Origin of the sequence: Treponema vincentii F0403 (genome assembly GCF_000412995.1) — a bacterium.
Taxonomy (GTDB): Bacteria; Spirochaetota; Spirochaetia; order Treponematales; family Treponemataceae; genus Treponema; species Treponema vincentii.
In genome coordinates this window covers 49,608-65,900 of sequence record NZ_KE332514.1, presented here as the reverse complement: position 1 = coordinate 65,900, position 16,293 = coordinate 49,608, and the positions used below count along the sequence as shown (strand labels likewise).

At 44.8% G+C, this 16,293-nt stretch carries 12 protein-coding genes, 1 tRNA gene and 2 pseudogenes; 3 read left to right on the top strand and 12 right to left on the bottom strand.

Annotated features, from left to right (window positions below):
• Nucleotides 1-3 precede the first annotated feature (3 nt).
• From HMPREF1222_RS11910 to ltaE, 12 genes and pseudogenes are all read right to left on the bottom strand, one after another.
• Nucleotides 4-1,146: a M14 family metallopeptidase gene (locus HMPREF1222_RS11910; protein ID WP_016519590.1), complete on the bottom strand. Its 1,143-nt coding sequence runs from the start codon at nt 1,144-1,146 to the stop codon at nt 4-6.
• A gap of 170 nt (nt 1,147-1,316) precedes the next feature.
• On the bottom strand, nt 1,317-2,588 hold the full coding sequence (locus tag HMPREF1222_RS11905; protein ID WP_016519589.1) for a TRAP transporter large permease subunit: 1,272 nt from the start codon (nt 2,586-2,588) through the stop codon (nt 1,317-1,319).
• A 253-nt stretch (nt 2,589-2,841) separates the two neighbouring features.
• Complete coding sequence (locus HMPREF1222_RS11900) at nt 2,842-3,375, bottom strand: DUF6305 family protein (protein ID WP_016519588.1); 534 nt, start codon at nt 3,373-3,375, stop codon at nt 2,842-2,844.
• A gap of 120 nt (nt 3,376-3,495) precedes the next feature.
• Nucleotides 3,496-5,103, bottom strand: a pseudogene (gene ggt / locus HMPREF1222_RS13215) (gamma-glutamyltransferase).
• Between the two features lie 271 nt (nt 5,104-5,374).
• Nucleotides 5,375-6,136, bottom strand: a complete 762-nt coding sequence (locus HMPREF1222_RS11890) for an alpha/beta hydrolase (protein WP_006188977.1) — start codon at nt 6,134-6,136, stop codon at nt 5,375-5,377.
• Nucleotides 6,137-6,298: 162 nt separating this feature from the next.
• Nucleotides 6,299-6,371 (bottom strand) — tRNA-Met (locus HMPREF1222_RS11885).
• Nucleotides 6,372-6,436: 65 nt separating this feature from the next.
• The gene (locus HMPREF1222_RS11880; RefSeq protein ID WP_016519585.1) at nt 6,437-8,665 is read right to left on the bottom strand and encodes a PP2C family protein-serine/threonine phosphatase; all 2,229 of its coding nucleotides are present in this window, start codon (nt 8,663-8,665) and stop codon (nt 6,437-6,439) included.
• A 152-nt stretch (nt 8,666-8,817) separates the two neighbouring features.
• Nucleotides 8,818-9,483: a CAP domain-containing protein gene (locus HMPREF1222_RS11875; RefSeq protein WP_006188979.1), complete on the bottom strand. Its 666-nt coding sequence runs from the start codon at nt 9,481-9,483 to the stop codon at nt 8,818-8,820.
• 66 nt (nt 9,484-9,549) lie between these two features.
• Nucleotides 9,550-10,386: a hypothetical protein gene (locus HMPREF1222_RS11870; RefSeq protein WP_016519584.1), complete on the bottom strand. Its 837-nt coding sequence runs from the start codon at nt 10,384-10,386 to the stop codon at nt 9,550-9,552.
• Nucleotides 10,361-11,071: a hypothetical protein gene (locus tag HMPREF1222_RS11865; RefSeq protein ID WP_016519583.1), complete on the bottom strand. Its 711-nt coding sequence runs from the start codon at nt 11,069-11,071 to the stop codon at nt 10,361-10,363. The genes HMPREF1222_RS11870 and HMPREF1222_RS11865 overlap by 26 nt, the downstream gene beginning before the upstream one ends.
• Nucleotides 11,071-12,042: a cation diffusion facilitator family transporter gene (locus tag HMPREF1222_RS11860; protein ID WP_016519582.1), complete on the bottom strand. Its 972-nt coding sequence runs from the start codon at nt 12,040-12,042 to the stop codon at nt 11,071-11,073. Before HMPREF1222_RS11860 ends, HMPREF1222_RS11865 begins: the two co-directional genes overlap by 1 nt.
• Complete coding sequence (ltaE, locus tag HMPREF1222_RS11855; protein WP_016519581.1) at nt 12,043-13,077, bottom strand: low-specificity L-threonine aldolase; 1,035 nt, start codon at nt 13,075-13,077, stop codon at nt 12,043-12,045.
• Between the two features lie 201 nt (nt 13,078-13,278).
• Between ltaE and sdaAB the strand changes: the two genes are divergently transcribed.
• From sdaAB to HMPREF1222_RS11835, 3 genes and pseudogenes are all read left to right on the top strand, one after another.
• The gene (gene sdaAB / locus HMPREF1222_RS11850; RefSeq protein WP_006188985.1) at nt 13,279-13,941 is read left to right on the top strand and encodes an L-serine ammonia-lyase, iron-sulfur-dependent subunit beta; all 663 of its coding nucleotides are present in this window, start codon (nt 13,279-13,281) and stop codon (nt 13,939-13,941) included.
• Between the two features lie 272 nt (nt 13,942-14,213).
• Nucleotides 14,214-15,150 (top strand): annotated as a pseudogene (sdaAA, locus tag HMPREF1222_RS11845) (L-serine ammonia-lyase, iron-sulfur-dependent, subunit alpha).
• 636 nt (nt 15,151-15,786) lie between these two features.
• Nucleotides 15,787-16,281, top strand: a complete 495-nt coding sequence (locus HMPREF1222_RS11835; protein ID WP_006188988.1) for a hypothetical protein — start codon at nt 15,787-15,789, stop codon at nt 16,279-16,281.
• The last annotated feature ends 12 nt before the right edge of the window (nt 16,282-16,293 follow it).

The window sequence follows — 16,293 nt, the reverse complement described above, 5'->3', positions numbered from 1 at the left end:
CGTTTATTTACCGGCGGGCTCTTTTACCTCTTTAAGATAAGCCCCGACACCATTCTGCATTACATCGGCATAGGAAGGCAGACCTTCCAGAATGATCTCTTTCTCCGGCTCATTTTCTCCCATAACTTCAATATGCTGCACAACTCCGGTAAGATGCCGTCCGACACGCTCTTCAATCGGATGCCCGTTTTCATCATACGGAACAAAAAGCCGTCCGATTTTTTGCGCTTTTACATACATCGGGTCTTTTCCGGTAAGTACCAGCGCCACATCGGTTCTGCCCCGAAGCCGTCCCTGCGAGGCGTTCGCCGTTTCCATAAGCACCGCATAGGTATTGGTATAATCCCCCAGTTCTCTGTGGCTCAACCCATGCAGCGTTGCAGGAGACGGTTCAAGCCCGATCTGAATATCCTCAAATTCCATATTCATAACAACCTGAGAAGAAATAGGCATTGCCCGCTCATGTGCGACAATCGCGTTAATAACAGGATACTCGGGAGAGGCTTCGTGCAAGTCGATGGTCATATTGATATTATTTTTCTTAACCATTTCGGTGATGGCGAACGCAACCTTTTCGGTATAGGTTCCGTCGGATCTGCCCGGATATGCACGGTTCAGGTTGCGGGTTTCGTTGCCGGACAGTTTTTGCCCGGAAGCCGCATGAATATACACATCGGGATCCGGCCATTGGTCAAGCGGGTTTGTCGCCCGTGAGCCGAACCTAAACCACCGCTCACCGTACGGCGTCTTAATGGTATAGCGCTGCGGAGAACCTTCCTGCGGGTCGTTATGCGAAAGTGCGCTGGCATTTGCCCGCGGCAGGATATATACGGTACCCTTATCTACTTTTAAGTTTTCGATAAGCAGTACTGTCGTTAAAAAACTGGACGGCTCATTCGGGTGGGTATTACCCAAAATCAGCACACTGCCGCCGGGTTCCTGTCCCTGCAGAATATAGACATCGCTATCCCCCCGTGTACCTTTCAGCGCAGGCAGATAGTCGCTCAGCCGCTGCATGGAAGTAACCCCTTCGCCTTTTACAATCGGCTCCAGCTCCCGTGTTTTAAGAAACTCCCGTCCTGCAAAAAATGCAATGACCAATGCCAGGACGATCATAATAATGCCGCTTGTTCTTGTTCCTTTCATTATCTTCCTCCTATTTTATAAATAAAATTCTGAGAATGAGCGGAATAATAACAAGTGCAGCATTTAATTGCTTTGTTATACTTTTTTCCGTCAATATATTGGCAACTACCATTACCAAAACATATAACAACAGAGCTAAATAGATATACATCATCATAATGTTTTTTCCTTTAATAAATCAATGATCCCAATTCTTTTGAAAAGATAATCATCACAATAGAATACAGGATAATGATCAGTGCAGGGATAATTGCCTTTCTTAATACGGGCGCGTAGTCTTTCATTCCGACAATCTGAGCGGCAAATATACCGGCAAGGGCGGTCGGCGGCATAAGATCACCCAATGCAGCGATAAACGATATTGCAGAACCGGTGATAATTTGATTTTTTGCCAAGAATACCATGAGGAACGGAACCCCGAGCACGGATGACGCACCGAACGAAGAAACGGCGCCGAATAAAGGAATGGTGATTGCCATTGCGATATAGACTAATGACGGCGGCAAACTGAGGCTGTTTACAACAATAAAGCCCCGTACACCGGTGAGGGTGATAATCTGTATGAACATACCGACACCCATCAAAATACCCATAACGGGCAAGCTTTCACTAATTGCATTTTTTGATACGGTAAAGAAATTGATTTTTTTACCGCAAAAAGCCCCGACCACTGCGCTAATCATAAAGATCAGCGGCATACCCAGACCAAAGACATTGGGAAGCACCTTATCCATCGTCATAAGGAAGAGTGCCAAAAGGATTGGAATATACAATCTAAAACCGTATTGATCAATCGCCGAAAAATCTATTTTACTTTTGATAGCATCGTAATCGATTTTTTTTACATGTCTTAGACCTAAGAACAGAACGGAAAAAATTGCAACCGGCACGGTTAACAGCAAGAGGGGAATAGTAAAGCCGACATAAGGCATATCAATTCCGCCGCCGATAATCATTGCCGGAATATTAACCGGCGGAGCAATCATACCGCATAAACCGCCGAGAGCAATGATAGTAGCGGTTTCTACCATCGGAATGCCGATATACATCAAAATCGGTGCAACGATGCTTCCTGCAGTCAATACCGATGCAGTGGAAGAACCGGTTATCATACCGGGAAACATGGAAATAAACATGAGCAGAATTAAAAGCAGCCACGGAATTTTGTGGAAGCGTTTAATAATGGTTGCACTCAGCGCATTTAATGTTCCGATTTCTTGAATAACCTTCATAAAGATCATAGCGGTAGCTATAACTAAAATGGTATCCAGATATCCGAACATCCCTTCAACCAAATGCCGGATAGGAATACCTTTTCCAGCGATCAGCGTGCCTGTTATGGAAGCAAGCACCATTGCCAAACTGACCGGTAATTTAAATGCAAAGCAGGAGATTGCAAAGACTGCAATCATAGCTAAAAATAATATCAATTCGATTGACATAACAGTCCTCTAAGGGGCAATCACATCAGACACTTTTTAGCACCCCGCAGAATAAGGAGACTGTTCAACCAGAATTTCGCTGCTATGCAGCTCAAATGGTTGCCCAACCTCCTTATTCTGCGATTTTATTTATTTATCTGATGTGATTACCCTGCTTCTAATAAATTGTGCGGAATTTTGGAAAAATTCCGCACGGAAGGAAAGCAACCGTTTGAACTATTGCTGATGCGGTTGCCTTTCATATACTCATATACTATTCAAACAGTTTTTTTAACGGCTCAACCGTATTGGTGATTTTAGGAACAGTGTCCATCGGAATCTTTTTTTCGGCAGCGGTTTTGGTAAATAAACCGTCTTTGTTTCCATCATTTACTACGATTAAATAATCGCAATACGGTGCTGCTACTCTTACAAACTTGTCGGAAAGCTCACCTCTCCGTGCTTCTCCGCCGATGTGCATACCGATAATTTTAATATTTTTTGCTTTTGCCGCTTTAATGAGCTTTTCTGCCCGGGCAAGTTCATCCTCTGCCTTTATACCGGCTGCTCCCAATCCCTTGGAACTACCGCCGATGGCAAGAATAAGTGTTTTTTCGTCTTTCAGTCCCGCATCGGTTATCAGTGCATCGAATTTTGCCTCAATACCGGCTTTTTTCAGCAGAGCCTTTACCATCTGCACATCGGCGCTTTGTCCTACCGATGTCAGTGTAACAGGTTTTTCAAATTGCGCGGCAAACAGCGCCAATGCCGATAACAAGAATACTATAGTAATAAAGAATTTCTTCATGTGTCTTATCTCCTAAAAAGTCTAACAGTTGAGCAGCTCTAAAATCCAAGTGAATTTTAGAGCTGCTCTCTTATTTCCGGACTCTACTCAAAACTCGAGCAGATTTTAAGCGCCGCTTCATTAGAATCCGACCGCTTTTCCGTCTCTACGCGGGTCTGCACCGCCTTCAAGCGTTCCGTTAGCCTTATACAGCACGCCCTGCACGGAACCCATACCTCTGTCCCAGTCGGAGGTCTTGTTGACCTTGTGTCCCATTGCTTCAAGCTGCTTAACCGTTTCATCCGGAATACGGGTTTCCACATTGATTTTGTTGGATGTATTATCCCACAAACGCGGAACGTCGATCGCTTCCTGCATTCCCATCTTGTGATCGATTACACGGCTGATTACCTGCGATACGGTGCTGATAATCTTTGTTGCTCCCGGTGAGCCCAATACCATAAAAGGCTTACCGTCTTTTAATACGATTGTCGGAGACATGGAGCTGAGCGGTGTCTTATTAGGGGCAACGGAATTGGGATGCCCTGCACCGAGCACAAAGTCATCCATTTCGTTGTTCATAACAAAGCCGTAGCCGTCCACTACAACGCTGTTTCCGAACAAGCCGTTTACAGTCTTGGTAATTGCAACCATGTTGCCGTCTTTATCGGCGATGGAATAGTGTGTGGTGTCCTCGGATTCATAGAGCCACGGATCATGTGCCTTGCTTTCATGCGACACTTTCATATCTATTTCTTTTGCAATTTCTTTTGCATATTTTTTTGACACAAAGCCTTTCATCGGAACCGGTGTATAGTCGCTGTCGCCCATGTACTTAGCTCTGTCTGCATAAGCAAGTTTATATGCTTCGGAGAACAGGTGGAGATATTCGGGAGAGTTTACTTTCAATGAACCGACATCGAAATTTTCCAGAATATTCAAAATTTCAATAACGATTGCTCCGCCGGAACTGGGAGACGGTGAAGAAATAATTTCATACCCACGGTATGTGCCTTTAACCGGCTGGCGTACCAAGGGTTTGTAATTTGCCAAATCTTCCATTGTCTACAATCCGTCATATTTGTTGAGGGTCTTTACAATGGCTTCGGCAACTTCACCTTTGTAGAATCCGTCTTTTCCGTTCTTAATGATAATATCCAAGGTTTTTGCCATATCAGGATTGGTAAAAATATCGTCTACTTCGTAGGGAAGTCCTTCTTTGTTCAAAAAGATCTTTGCGGATTCAGGATATTTTTCCAGTTTATCGAATTGGGATTTCATGTCGTTGGATAAGGTGGGTGTTACATAAAAGCCGTTTTTTGCAAGATTAGCAGCGGGACGGATAACCTGTTCCCGTGTCATTGTTCCGTAGTTTTCCAGTGCATACAAAAGGCCGGCGACTTCGCCCGGTACTGCTGCAGCTTTTCCGCCTTCCAGCTTTTGGTTTCCGACAACCTTGCCGTCCGTACCGACCGTCCACATTTCCGGCGATGACTTTTGCGGAGCTCTTTCTCTAAAATCGATAAACACGGTTTCCCCTGTTTTTGCAATTCTGATTAGCATAAAACCGCCGCCGCCTAAGCCGGAAGAATTCGGCTCAACAACACCGAGTGCAAAACCTGCTGCAACCGCAGCGTCAATAGCATTACCGCCTTTGCGGAGAATTTCCGCTCCAATTCGGCTGGCTTCAACCTTACTGGTAGACACCACACCGATTTTGCCGGTTGCATTCCGGTCGGTTCTAATCATGTCGCCGTTTTTATCATACGGTTTCCAATTGTCTACACTGCTCTTTCCTGACTGAGCAGAAGCAGAACTCCCTTGAGATGTACTGGTACAAGACCCCAGCATCACCGCAGCCAAAGCCGATACGCACGCAAATAATCGTAAAGCTTTTAGTTGTTTCATCGCGAAGACCTCCTAAAACGTTTGTTTTTTGGCACAAGCCGGTTTTACTGTATGCTAAAGGTTATTATTTTGTCAAGATTACCCTTTTCTAGGCATCCTAAATCATAATCTGCTATCTATTTAAAAAACCGATAATCCGCTGTGCTACCAATTCCCGCTCTACATCATCGGTAACGATATGGCTGCTTTCCTCCAAAATAACATATTCGTTCGGAACCTTCAGCAGCTGGTCGATAAGCTCTTTTTCCTTAAACGGTACCGACTGATCTGCTTTTGACAAAACCGTTATCACTTTGGAACGGATATTCGGGAGCTGCCGGATAGCCATCTTCTGCAGCTTATACAAGTCCGCGGCTTTTCCGACGTAATCATAGTTGCAATAATCCTTAACGCAATCGTAATATTCGGGTTCCTTATAAAAAGTTTTCCCTTCCGTCGGAATGGTCTTTATAAAGTATCTTAAATACGGAGTTAGTTTGATCCGCGAATCGGAGGCCATAAATGCAGGTGCGCAGAGGAAGATTTTTTCCGGCTGAAACTTTGCTGCAAGGAGCGTTGTCAGCACCCCTCCCATCGAAAGCCCCCCGATATATACCGTTTTATATGCTTCGGACAAATCAAGGTATTCGTCGTACACGCGCCGCAGCCAATCCTTCCATGAAGTTGCAAGAAAATCTTCTTTATTTGTGCCGTGCCCGGGAAGGCGCGGAATCGATACGGTATACCCAGCCTTATGCAGCTGCGTACCCAACCAGAGCATTTCCCGCGGGGAGCCCGTATACCCATGTATCAATAGAACGGCTTTTTCGCCGCCTGCAAGAAAATGAGGCTTGGTAAACCGATTTATTTTTGCAGGATTATTGTCGTAGAACATCTGAAACTCCTATCTTTTTGTATGTATGCAAACAATAAACCGTTCACGTCTTTTTGTAAATATAAAGGGCATGGGGCTGTCCGAAAAGTATAAAGATATGGGAAGTTCTAAAAGCGGCAAGTAAAAAAAAGGCACCCCTAAATAAGGGTGCCTTTCTAAATATAGCAGGGAGAGGACTTGAACCTCTGACTTCCGGGTTATGAGCCCGACGAGCTGCCAACTGCTCTACCCTGCGATGTATGTGCATAAAATAAACCACAATCGGGAAAATGTCAAGGGCATCGGATTATTTTTATCCGTTTAAACGGGTACGCGCCGCGCGATGCCGAGAATGGTAAGGTCATCGTATTGAATATCCTCTTTAACCCGTTTGTAGTAAAAATATTCATCGTAAATAGGCTGAGGAACCTTATCTGAAGCGTAGATATCATATTGCAGGAAATATTTGCTCAAGAACGTGTCGATTTTTTTATCTACCTGCACACAGTCGAACGGCTGAGCGGAACTGTCTTTATACATTCTAAAGACTTTCTCTACCGAAATGAGCGCCAAAACAGCCTCTTCAATGGTTCCATTACAAGAAGAAAAATCAAAGTCCATTTGTTCATAGATAAAATCACTCTGCCGTTTTTTAAGCACAAATTTTTTCCGTGCAAAAACAGCCTCGATAATTGCTTCGACTCTATCGTTGCCCAATGTTTCACTATCGATACCCAGCAGATGACTGTCGTTCTCTTTCTCCGTCGAGAGTACAAGATCGGAATCGTCTTTTGATTTTGAAATCGGCACACGGAGCTTCCGCTTGGATTCTTCGATACCGTCCGTATAAAGGAACAAAATATCCCCGCAATTTAGGTGGATTTTTTCTACCGGATATCCTCCGTTTAAGCTTATCATCTCCGAGGAAAAAGCACCGGCAGCAGAGCCCGAACGCAGCGTATAGCTTTTGAGCCGTTTTGCCTGTTTGTCATAAATGTGGACAACATTATCGCCTGCATTGCAAAAATAGGCATCCCCTACACGCATATTGATAATACAAAGGCTGAATGCTGCAAAACGACCGGTAAATCCGTGCGATTCGATAACGTCATTAATCCGCATAACAATGCTGCTAAGGTTATACCCGTCGCGTTTATAATTCCAATTTTGGAAGTAACTTTGGAATAACGTAGCAACCTCGACCATGATGAGAGCGGCAGGCACGCCTTTGCCGGCAACATCGCATTTTATAACGGCATAATGGTAGGAATCCAATTTTCTATAATCAAAATAATCGCCTGAAACGCCATGAGCCCCTTCATAATACCCGAAAAATTCCGAATAGCTGTCGCGGTGACTACCCGTTGTCAGTTTTCTGCCGGAAGAACTGAGATCCAACGGGATAAACATTTTTTGAATCTCTTTACCGACCCGTAAATCTTTAGAAAGAGCGGCAGCGGCAGCCAATCGTTCCGTCATGTCATTAATTGTAGTACCGAGCATTCCGAACTCATCTCTCGACGTAACTTTAACCGATTTACCGGCCAGTTTTTCTTTATCATCGGTATCGCGGATAAGCGCAACATGCGCAGCCAAAAGACCGAGCGGCCGTACAAAGATTGAGCTAAGGAACCAAGCGGTAAAAATGCCCGCAGTCAAGACGACTAATGATATTTCGACAATCAGACGGATAAGGCGGTTTTGCTGTTCACTTATTTTTTCCAACAAGCCTTCCACCGAAACATCCACAAACACGATCCCTTGTACATTTTCTTGAGGATTTTCGGCATTATAATAGAGAATAGGTTCGTAAAATAAATACTCCGTCCTATTCTTTGAAAGATTCTCTATTGAATAGTCGGGGTATGACCCGAATCCTTGATCTGCCAATACAGAAAGCTGCGCTTGCAGTTTTGCTTCCAAATACCTGATGTTTGCCTGAATTTCGGTTTGGCGTTTCAGGACGTACGGATCCCGCCGCTGCATTTCAAGCCCCTGCATTTCAGCGGTGAGCAGTTCAATCGATTCAAGATGCTGATGAACAAGTGCTGTCGCTTCATTATTGATATGCATCAGCTTTTGGAGAATTTCACCGATTCCTTCAGGATGGAACTGAGACACTCCGGGAATATACCGGTTAGTATTGATAAGTTTAGTGATATCCGGATAGTCCGTAGCTAAAACATAGTGAATACCTTCCTGCGACGCATCAGGATTTCTGCCGGTAACGACAACATATTTTGCTTCGGGAAAGGTAACACGGTTCAATAGTAGAAAGTCAAAATCTTCCTGACTGGAATTTAAAAAACGATTTTGAACCCGCAGCTCAAGATTATCAAGCAATATTTTTGTTTGCAGCAGAAGGCTGTTTGAAAGTAAATTTTTATACGGACGGATAATGGCAATTGCAAGGGCAGCGGCAACACTGGTAATAACAACAAGCAAAATAGTAACGATAATTACTATAAATTTTATACGAACACTGCTCCATAAATTTACCACAGGCCTATAGTTTTTTATGTTGTCAAGTATTTTTTTGCCTGATTCCATGTTCGCTCCCGCTAAGATATCCCTGTTTTATTGAATATAACGCTAACATTATATAGCAAATATGTAACTAGCGAAAGAGGTAAGTCATAGAAAATCAGTAAAATTTTAGCAAAAAAACTCTTCAATAGCTGAAAAAAAAGACCTATCGGGCATTAGTGTGAAGTATAACTGCCGGCAAAATCCATTACGGTAACGGCGCCGTATGGAGCATTATCTTTATTATTAAAACCGATGCCGACCTTTTTAAACTCTTTCTTTAGGATATTAATACGATGCCCTCTGCCGGGAACTCCATCGTCGATTAAAAGCTGAGCAACAATTTCCCGTGCCGTAACGCTGCCGTAAGCACAGTTCTCACCACAAAGAATCCCCCACGTTCCGTACCGGCTGATACGGGTAACAAGATTTGACCCATCGCTTCCCGTATGCCCCAGCGTTCCGGTACGCGCCTGATCATCCGCAAGCCATTGAGCCGAGCGGCACAGCCCCGTTTCTAAGGATAAAGGTTCAACAACAGCAGTTTCCTTTAATACGCGTATGCATTCCTGCAAAGGGGCAATACCTTCTTGGGTCAAAAGCCGCACTTTTCCCGGTTCGGCATATATATTCCCGTCGAAGTATTTCAGCCGAGGTTCCAGTACATCAGCCGCATACCGCCGCGGATTTGTCCGTACGAAATTCAGCTCTGCTACAATTTCTTCCGCAAGCTTTCTCGTCTCGCTTATCGGAGTATCAGGCACGACAGGACTACCCGTAGTCGTACACGAAAACAAAGACAGAACCAATGCCATAAGTAAAATAAACAGTTTCTTTTCCATACGCCACACTGTATTCAATTTACCTCAAATAGGCAAGCTTCCGTAACCGCAAATGCACCGTATATTTCAAAAGGTCGAGGGAGTGTATTTTTCATGATATACCCGCTCATATAAAAACCGTTTATCTTCTTCAAAAATATCTTCAAATAAAAAACCGAGAACGGCGCTATTGCTCTTCGGCAGAAAATGACAAAATAAACTGCGCCCTTTACTGTGAATGACACGGTGGGGAAAATGCAGCACAAACCGGAGCGATTGGCGTTTCCCGATCGAAACGGCATAGCGGTCTCTGCATCCGCAGATGAGTATTTTACTGTCTATAAATAACATATACAGTCTGCCGGATGTGTAGGGGGTAAACATCATAACCGTTTGCTGTTCAAACTCATGGAGCCGGTACAAAAAAAGGGGGAAAATATCGTGTGTTAGTGTTCCCTCGACGGCAAATTGTGCGGCGGTTTGATAAGCCGAAGGTAAAAAATCGGTAAAGGCCGGCAGGTGCAGATCGGTATGGATAATCGAATCGAGCGGGAAATGTTCATGTTCCTGTGCGGTAATCGGCGGGTTATCAGGTATATGGATTTCTGCAAAGATACTGTTGGTTTGTTCGTCGGGATCGTATTTGTATGCAGTATCGGGTAAAGATAAATAGCAATTGTCGGTCTGCGCATAAATCGCCGTATAAAAAACGATACTCCGTTTTTTATGGTCAAAAAAAACTGCGGTTTTTTTTCCGATAAATTCGGGAAGCGTTTGAAAATAAAGCTTGCTGTTTTTTATTGTATAGGTTCCGGCCGGCAAAACATAAAAGAGTGCCCCCGACTGCAAAAGAAGCGGCGGTAACTCCTCCAAGAATGTTTCAAAAACATAGTCATACTCAATCCGAGAGAGCGGAATCCTCATATTCTGCCCCCTTAAAATCGAGATAAGAAATCTTCCATGCGTTATCTTCTTTTAAAACACCCAGTTCCAGCATAATAAAAAGCGGCTGTTCATTATCGGAAAAGAAATGAGGTACATCGAATATGTTCTCCGGCTGTTCTGCAATCGTGTTTTCGGCAGCCGTATCTTGCTGTAGAGCCGTAGCTTGATTTTCATCGGGAACCTGTACTGCTGTTGCCGTTTTTACAGCGAGCTGCAACACTACTATTGCACTGCCGTCCTGCTTAAAGGACGGACGACCGTAAAACGCATAAGAAAAATCGGGAAAATGCTCAAACATAAACCGCCCAAAATAAGGTAGAAAAGCTTTTTGTGTGCTAAAAAAAGAGCTGTCAACCGATTTCGCAACAATCGCAGCAGTAACAGTATCGCAAAAGCTGAGCAAATCTTCCGGAATATTCTGATAGTCCAATACACCGAGCTGCGGCAGTGAAGGGAAAATATCGCCGTCATCAATGGTGTCCGCATACGGAATAGGCCGGCCGCCTTCAATAGTGTATGGTTCGGGAACAGGCGGAATAGCTAAATCGTTTAACTCTTCCCATTGAATAGAATTAAAATACGTTTTATTTTGATCCCGCAGGGATTCCGAACAGAGCGGCAATAGTATCAATAGGAAAAAAGCTCCGCACCATTTTTTCCGCACTACTCTGTACCCCCTATATCTTCCAACGATAGTCCATAGCACTCCCCGTCCCTATCGGAGTTATACGGTTCAACATGGATAACAATATCATAAACATTTCCAAGCGTATTCCGTATAACGAGCGATGTTTTTTCGGCAATAATATGAGCTTCGCTTACCGGCATAGAACCGTCTACCTCAATATCCAAATCAATATCCCAAAGGTTTGCCATTTTCCGTATACGTGCACGATGCGGATTTTTAACTCCGGGAATGGTAGCAACGGCGCCGAAAAGCTGTTCATAGAGCTGTTTATTGGTGTTTCCATCCATTAATTCAACATTCAGCTCAATAAAAAGCGTAATAGCCGATTTAATAATCAGGCAAGAAACGAGTAATGCAACAAGCGGGTCAAAATACGGTGCATGAAATAAAAGGGAAATAATAAAGCCGATAAGTACCGACGAAGAAATAACGATATCGTTTACCATATTGCGTGCATTGGTCAGTATCATCAGGCTTCGGGCTTTTTTACCGAGGAGATATTGGTTCAATGCGAGCAGGAGTTTTCCTGCAATGGAGACTGCCGTCACAATTATCGCGATGCGCTGCGGCATCGGAAGCACTTCGCCTTTATATATCTGTATCAACTTATTGATTGATGCAATAAAGAGCTGAATACCTGCAAACATGATGATAAACGCCAATACCATAGACGCAATGGTTTCGGCACGCTGCCGTCCCCACGGATAACGGGAATCCGACGGTTTATTGATGATAAAACTGACGAGTACAGCCATTACTGCAATACCGACATCCGTTGCCGTATCGATGCCGTCTCCCAGTACCGCAAGACTGCCGGTTATAAACCCGACGGTGAGTTTTAGTACGCAAAGCAGTAAGTTACCGCCAAGGGCGATAAAAGAAGCTGTGCGTACAATCTTTGTACGTGTGTCCTGTTGTGCAGCCGTATTTTGATCGGTACGTTCCATTTATGCGTAAAACTCTTTAATCGTATCTGCAATATATTGAATATGTTCTTTTGTTATCCAATAATGCGTTGCCAAGCGGAAATACCCGTCACGATCGCATGGGTTAATTAAGATATTTTTCCCGTGCATATATTCGACAAAAGCTTCCGTATCCAATTGAGCATCTTCTTTATTTTTGAAAAACACAAAGTTAATATCTCTGCGGTCATGCGCAATATCTATTTTATCGATATCGCTTAAGAGTTTTTCGAGCATTCCCGCATTTTGATGGTCGGTATCGAGGCGGTACCGCATCTCTTTTAAAGCGATCAACCCCGCAGCGGCAAGGATTCCTGCCTGACGCAACCCGCCGCCCATAATTTTGCGGTTCCGGCGCGCCTGCTCTATAAATTTACGGCTTCCCGCTAAAATAGAGCCGACCGGTGCGCATAAACCCTTGGAAAGGCAAAACATAACGGAATCTGCATGCTGTGTCAGCTCCTTTGCTTCAATACCTAAAGAAACCGCCGCATTAAAAAGCCGCGCGCCGTCAAGATGAACGGGAATATGGTAGCGGTTTGCGCATCGCCGCACTTGCTCCATCTGCTTAACCGAAAACACTTTTCCATTTGAATGAGCATTTTCCAGGCAAATCAGGCTTGTCTTAGGTTCATGGATATCATTACCGATACGGACACGCTGCTCAATTGCTTCCGGTGAAAGAATAGTGCCCTGCGCATCGATAGTCCGCAGCTGTACCCCTGCGATGATGCTTGCAGCCCCGCTTTCGTGCTGTACAATATGGCATTGATCGTCCAAAATAACCTCACTGCCGCGCGGACTATGCGTAAAGAGCGCCAGCTGGTTTCCGAATACGCCGGAAGGTACAAAGAGAGCCGCTTCTTTTGCGGTAATACTTGCAGCATATTGCTCCAATTCCTTAACGGTAGGATCATCTTCATAGACATCATCCCCAACCGGAGCTTTCGCCATAGCTTCCCGCATTGCATCCGTCGGCCATGTAACGGTATCACTGCGTAAATCAATGTAGTTCATATTATCAAGTTTATCCCATAACCTCTTACGATGCAAGACGGATACAGTGTTCAACGGTATATTACGCTGTACAAAAGTATGCCGTACTTACGCAACATCCCTTTTTTTATTGAATATTCTCGGTTATAATAAAATAGATATATTCCGGCGCAGCGCACCGGGGTATTAAAATCTCCGCACACATAAAAGAGGAATGGCATCATGAATGTATTTGATATAATCGGCCCTATCATGATCGGCCCTTCAAGTTCCCACACTGCCGGCGCAGTACGGATCGGCCTGATGAGCAGACTTTTACTCGGTTCTCCCGCGGTAAAGGCGTATATCAAGCTGCACGGCTCCTTTGCGCAGACGTATAAGGGGCATGGTACAGACCGTGCCCTCGCCGCAGGAATTATGGGAATGCAGACTGACGATGAACGGATTAGAGAAAGCTTGAAAATAGCACAAGAAACCGGACTTGATATTACCTTTGAACCGACTGTTATCCCCGATGCCCATCCGAATACGGCGGAAATCACGTTAACTGCAGCAGACGGAAAAACGGTCTGCGTCCAAGGGGCTTCCGTAGGCGGCGGAAACATCGTAATTACCAAAATAGACGGCAGAGAAGTAAAAATAACCGGCCAATCCCCGACAATTATCGTGGTACACAATGACATACCGGGAATGATCGCCGCCGTAACGGCATTGATGGCGCAATATAAGCTCAATGTCTATAAATTCAACCTTGCGCGGGATAAAAAAGGCGGCACCGCTATCATGACATTACAGATCGACGGGCGCTCGCTTGGAGAAGATCTACACGCCGCTATAGAAAAGATACCCGGCGTTATCAAAGTAATTTTTGTCAGACCGTTCTAAAAAACGGCAACTTATAAAGGAATTCATGGCAACCGCACTAATATTATCTGACGCGGTTGCTTTCCTTTTGCGAGAAATTTTGGAAAAAATTTCTCGCAGTTTATTTTAATAAGGAGGGTAAACGCATCAGACGTGTAGACAAAATGCCGCAGAATCAGTGAGGTAGGGCAACCATTTGAGACGCGAAGCGGCGAAATTCCGGTTGAACGGCCTCAGTGATTCTGCGGGGGGACGTCAAAAATAGTCTGATACGTTTACCCAGGGGGACATATATGTTGAGTTATGAATCGATTAGCGAATTGTATAAAACGGCGGAAGAACAGCATAAGCGTATTAGGGAGATTGTCTTGGAGGATCAAGCAGTACAGCTTGAACAGCCCGAAGAAGCCTTAATCCGGCAGATGGATGAAAACTTAACAGTTATGCTGGAGGCAATTGACAACGGCAGCAAACAGGGAGTGAAATCTACGAGCGGATTAACCGGCGGGGATGCCTATACCCTGAAACAGACAATCGAAGCAGGCAAACACCTCTGCGGCGATTTAATGTCGAATGCTATCCAGATGGCGATGGCGGTCTCCGAAATAAACGCCGCTATGGGGAAAATCGTTGCCGCCCCCACCGCCGGTTCATGCGGGATTCTTCCCGGCGCATTGGGCGCTTTGATAAAGGTACGCGGCATTCCGCGGGAAGAAGTAGTGCTGTCGATGTTTACCGCCGGGTGCTATCGGCATGGTAGTTGCAAATACGGCTTCAATCGCGGGTGCTTCGGGCGGTTGTCAGGCCGAGTGCGGCACCGCGTCCGCTATGGCCGCAGCCTGCATTGTGGAACTCTTAGGCGGCACACCGGAAATGGCAGCGCATGCCGTCGCAATTACGCTCAAGTGCATCTTAGGACTTGTGTGCGACCCCGTCGCCGGTTTAGTGGAAATACCATGTATTAAACGGAATGCTTCCGGAGTAACCCTTGCCTTTACCGCTGCGGAACTGGCACTCGCAGGCATTAAAAGTGCAATTCCCGTCGACGAAACGATAGAATCTCTGAAACGGATCGGCGATGGACTGCCCGCCGCACTCCGCGAAACCGCTCAAGGAGGCTTAGCAATAACCCCGACCGGGCAAGCCCTTGAACACCAAGTATTCGGTACACGGACACCGCTTACAAGTACCCCGTGTAACACCTGCGGATCATGCGGCAGCTGCGGATAACAGAGATTTTAATCTTCGGCTGGTTTCCTCAACACACAATACGATTTATAAAAAAATCATATTGTGCAGGCGTTTTTATTATTTCGAAAAGTTAAAATAAATCTTTCTTCTGCGTGAAATTTTAAACAAAATTTCACGCAGTTTATTCTAAACGACGGCAAAACGCATCAGACAGATAGATCAAATTCCGCAAAATAAAAGAGGCTGCGAGACCATTTGAATCATCTTCAACTGTTGTACATCCGTGTACAACAGTTGAAGGCGAGTTTTGTCCGTGTACAAAACATCGCTGCTGTATGGAACCACTGCCATCCTTGGCAGTTCTGGTTGAACAGCCTCAATTATTTTGCGGGGAATATTCATAAAACGTCTGATGCATTTCCTTCCTTCTGCGTGAAATTTTATCCAAAATTTCACGCAGCTTATTTTAAAAGAGGGAAACGCATCAGATGAATAAAGCAATTGCCACAGAATAATTGAGGTTGCGAGACCATTTGAATCGCAAAGCGATTCAACTCTGGTTGAACGACCTCAATTATTCTGTGGGGGGGTATAAAAACGTCTGATGCGTTTCCCGCTTCTTCTCCTCAAGGTTTTTCTGTAAATTCCGACATTGTATCAGAAGGGGTATCAGAGATGGATAAAATTTCGGCTGCAGAAAAAATCGAACAGATCTTACAGCAGCAAATTACTGTTATAAAAGAAATATATGCATATCAAAAAGAGCTTTCCGACGCCGTGCGGAACCGTTCATGGGAAGGGGTTGAACATTGCGTACTGAAAAGTACGGAGGCTTCCAATGAGTTTTTACGGCTCGATAAGCACTGTTTTTTACTGCTCAATCAGCTTGACCCGTATAACGAAGAGGTGAGTGATTTTTACGGCTATATTGCATTGCTGCCTGCAGAAAACCAAAAAAAGTTGACCCATTTATACCGCAGTCTGCAACAGCAGGTACAGCTATCAAAAATTGCAAACGATACGCTTGACGCTTATGTTACGCATGTACAGACGCTAGTACAAGATATGATGGATGCTGCTGCAATCGGTACACGGACGTCGTTTTATACCCGCACGGGTGCGCCGAGCCAATCGAATTACAGCAGCTTGGTTATCGATACGGTATTTTAGCGGATACTATCC

Coding starts and splice junctions, on each gene's coding strand:
- HMPREF1222_RS11910 (WP_016519590.1), bottom strand. CDS start 1,146: ATGAAAGGAACAAGAACAAGCGGCATTATTATGATCGTCCTGGCATTG.
- HMPREF1222_RS11870 (WP_016519584.1), bottom strand. CDS start 10,386: ATGAGGATTCCGCTCTCTCGGATTGAGTATGACTATGTTTTTGAAACA.
- HMPREF1222_RS11900 (WP_016519588.1), bottom strand. CDS start 3,375: ATGAAGAAATTCTTTATTACTATAGTATTCTTGTTATCGGCATTGGCG.
- HMPREF1222_RS11890 (WP_006188977.1), bottom strand. CDS start 6,136: ATGTTCTACGACAATAATCCTGCAAAAATAAATCGGTTTACCAAGCCT.
- HMPREF1222_RS11835 (WP_006188988.1), top strand. CDS start 15,787: ATGGATAAAATTTCGGCTGCAGAAAAAATCGAACAGATCTTACAGCAG.
- ltaE (WP_016519581.1), bottom strand. CDS start 13,077: ATGAACTACATTGATTTACGCAGTGATACCGTTACATGGCCGACGGAT.
- HMPREF1222_RS11875 (WP_006188979.1), bottom strand. CDS start 9,483: ATGGAAAAGAAACTGTTTATTTTACTTATGGCATTGGTTCTGTCTTTG.
- sdaAB (WP_006188985.1), top strand. CDS start 13,279: ATGAATGTATTTGATATAATCGGCCCTATCATGATCGGCCCTTCAAGT.
- HMPREF1222_RS11860 (WP_016519582.1), bottom strand. CDS start 12,042: ATGGAACGTACCGATCAAAATACGGCTGCACAACAGGACACACGTACA.
- HMPREF1222_RS11880 (WP_016519585.1), bottom strand. CDS start 8,665: ATGGAATCAGGCAAAAAAATACTTGACAACATAAAAAACTATAGGCCT.
- HMPREF1222_RS11905 (WP_016519589.1), bottom strand. CDS start 2,588: ATGTCAATCGAATTGATATTATTTTTAGCTATGATTGCAGTCTTTGCA.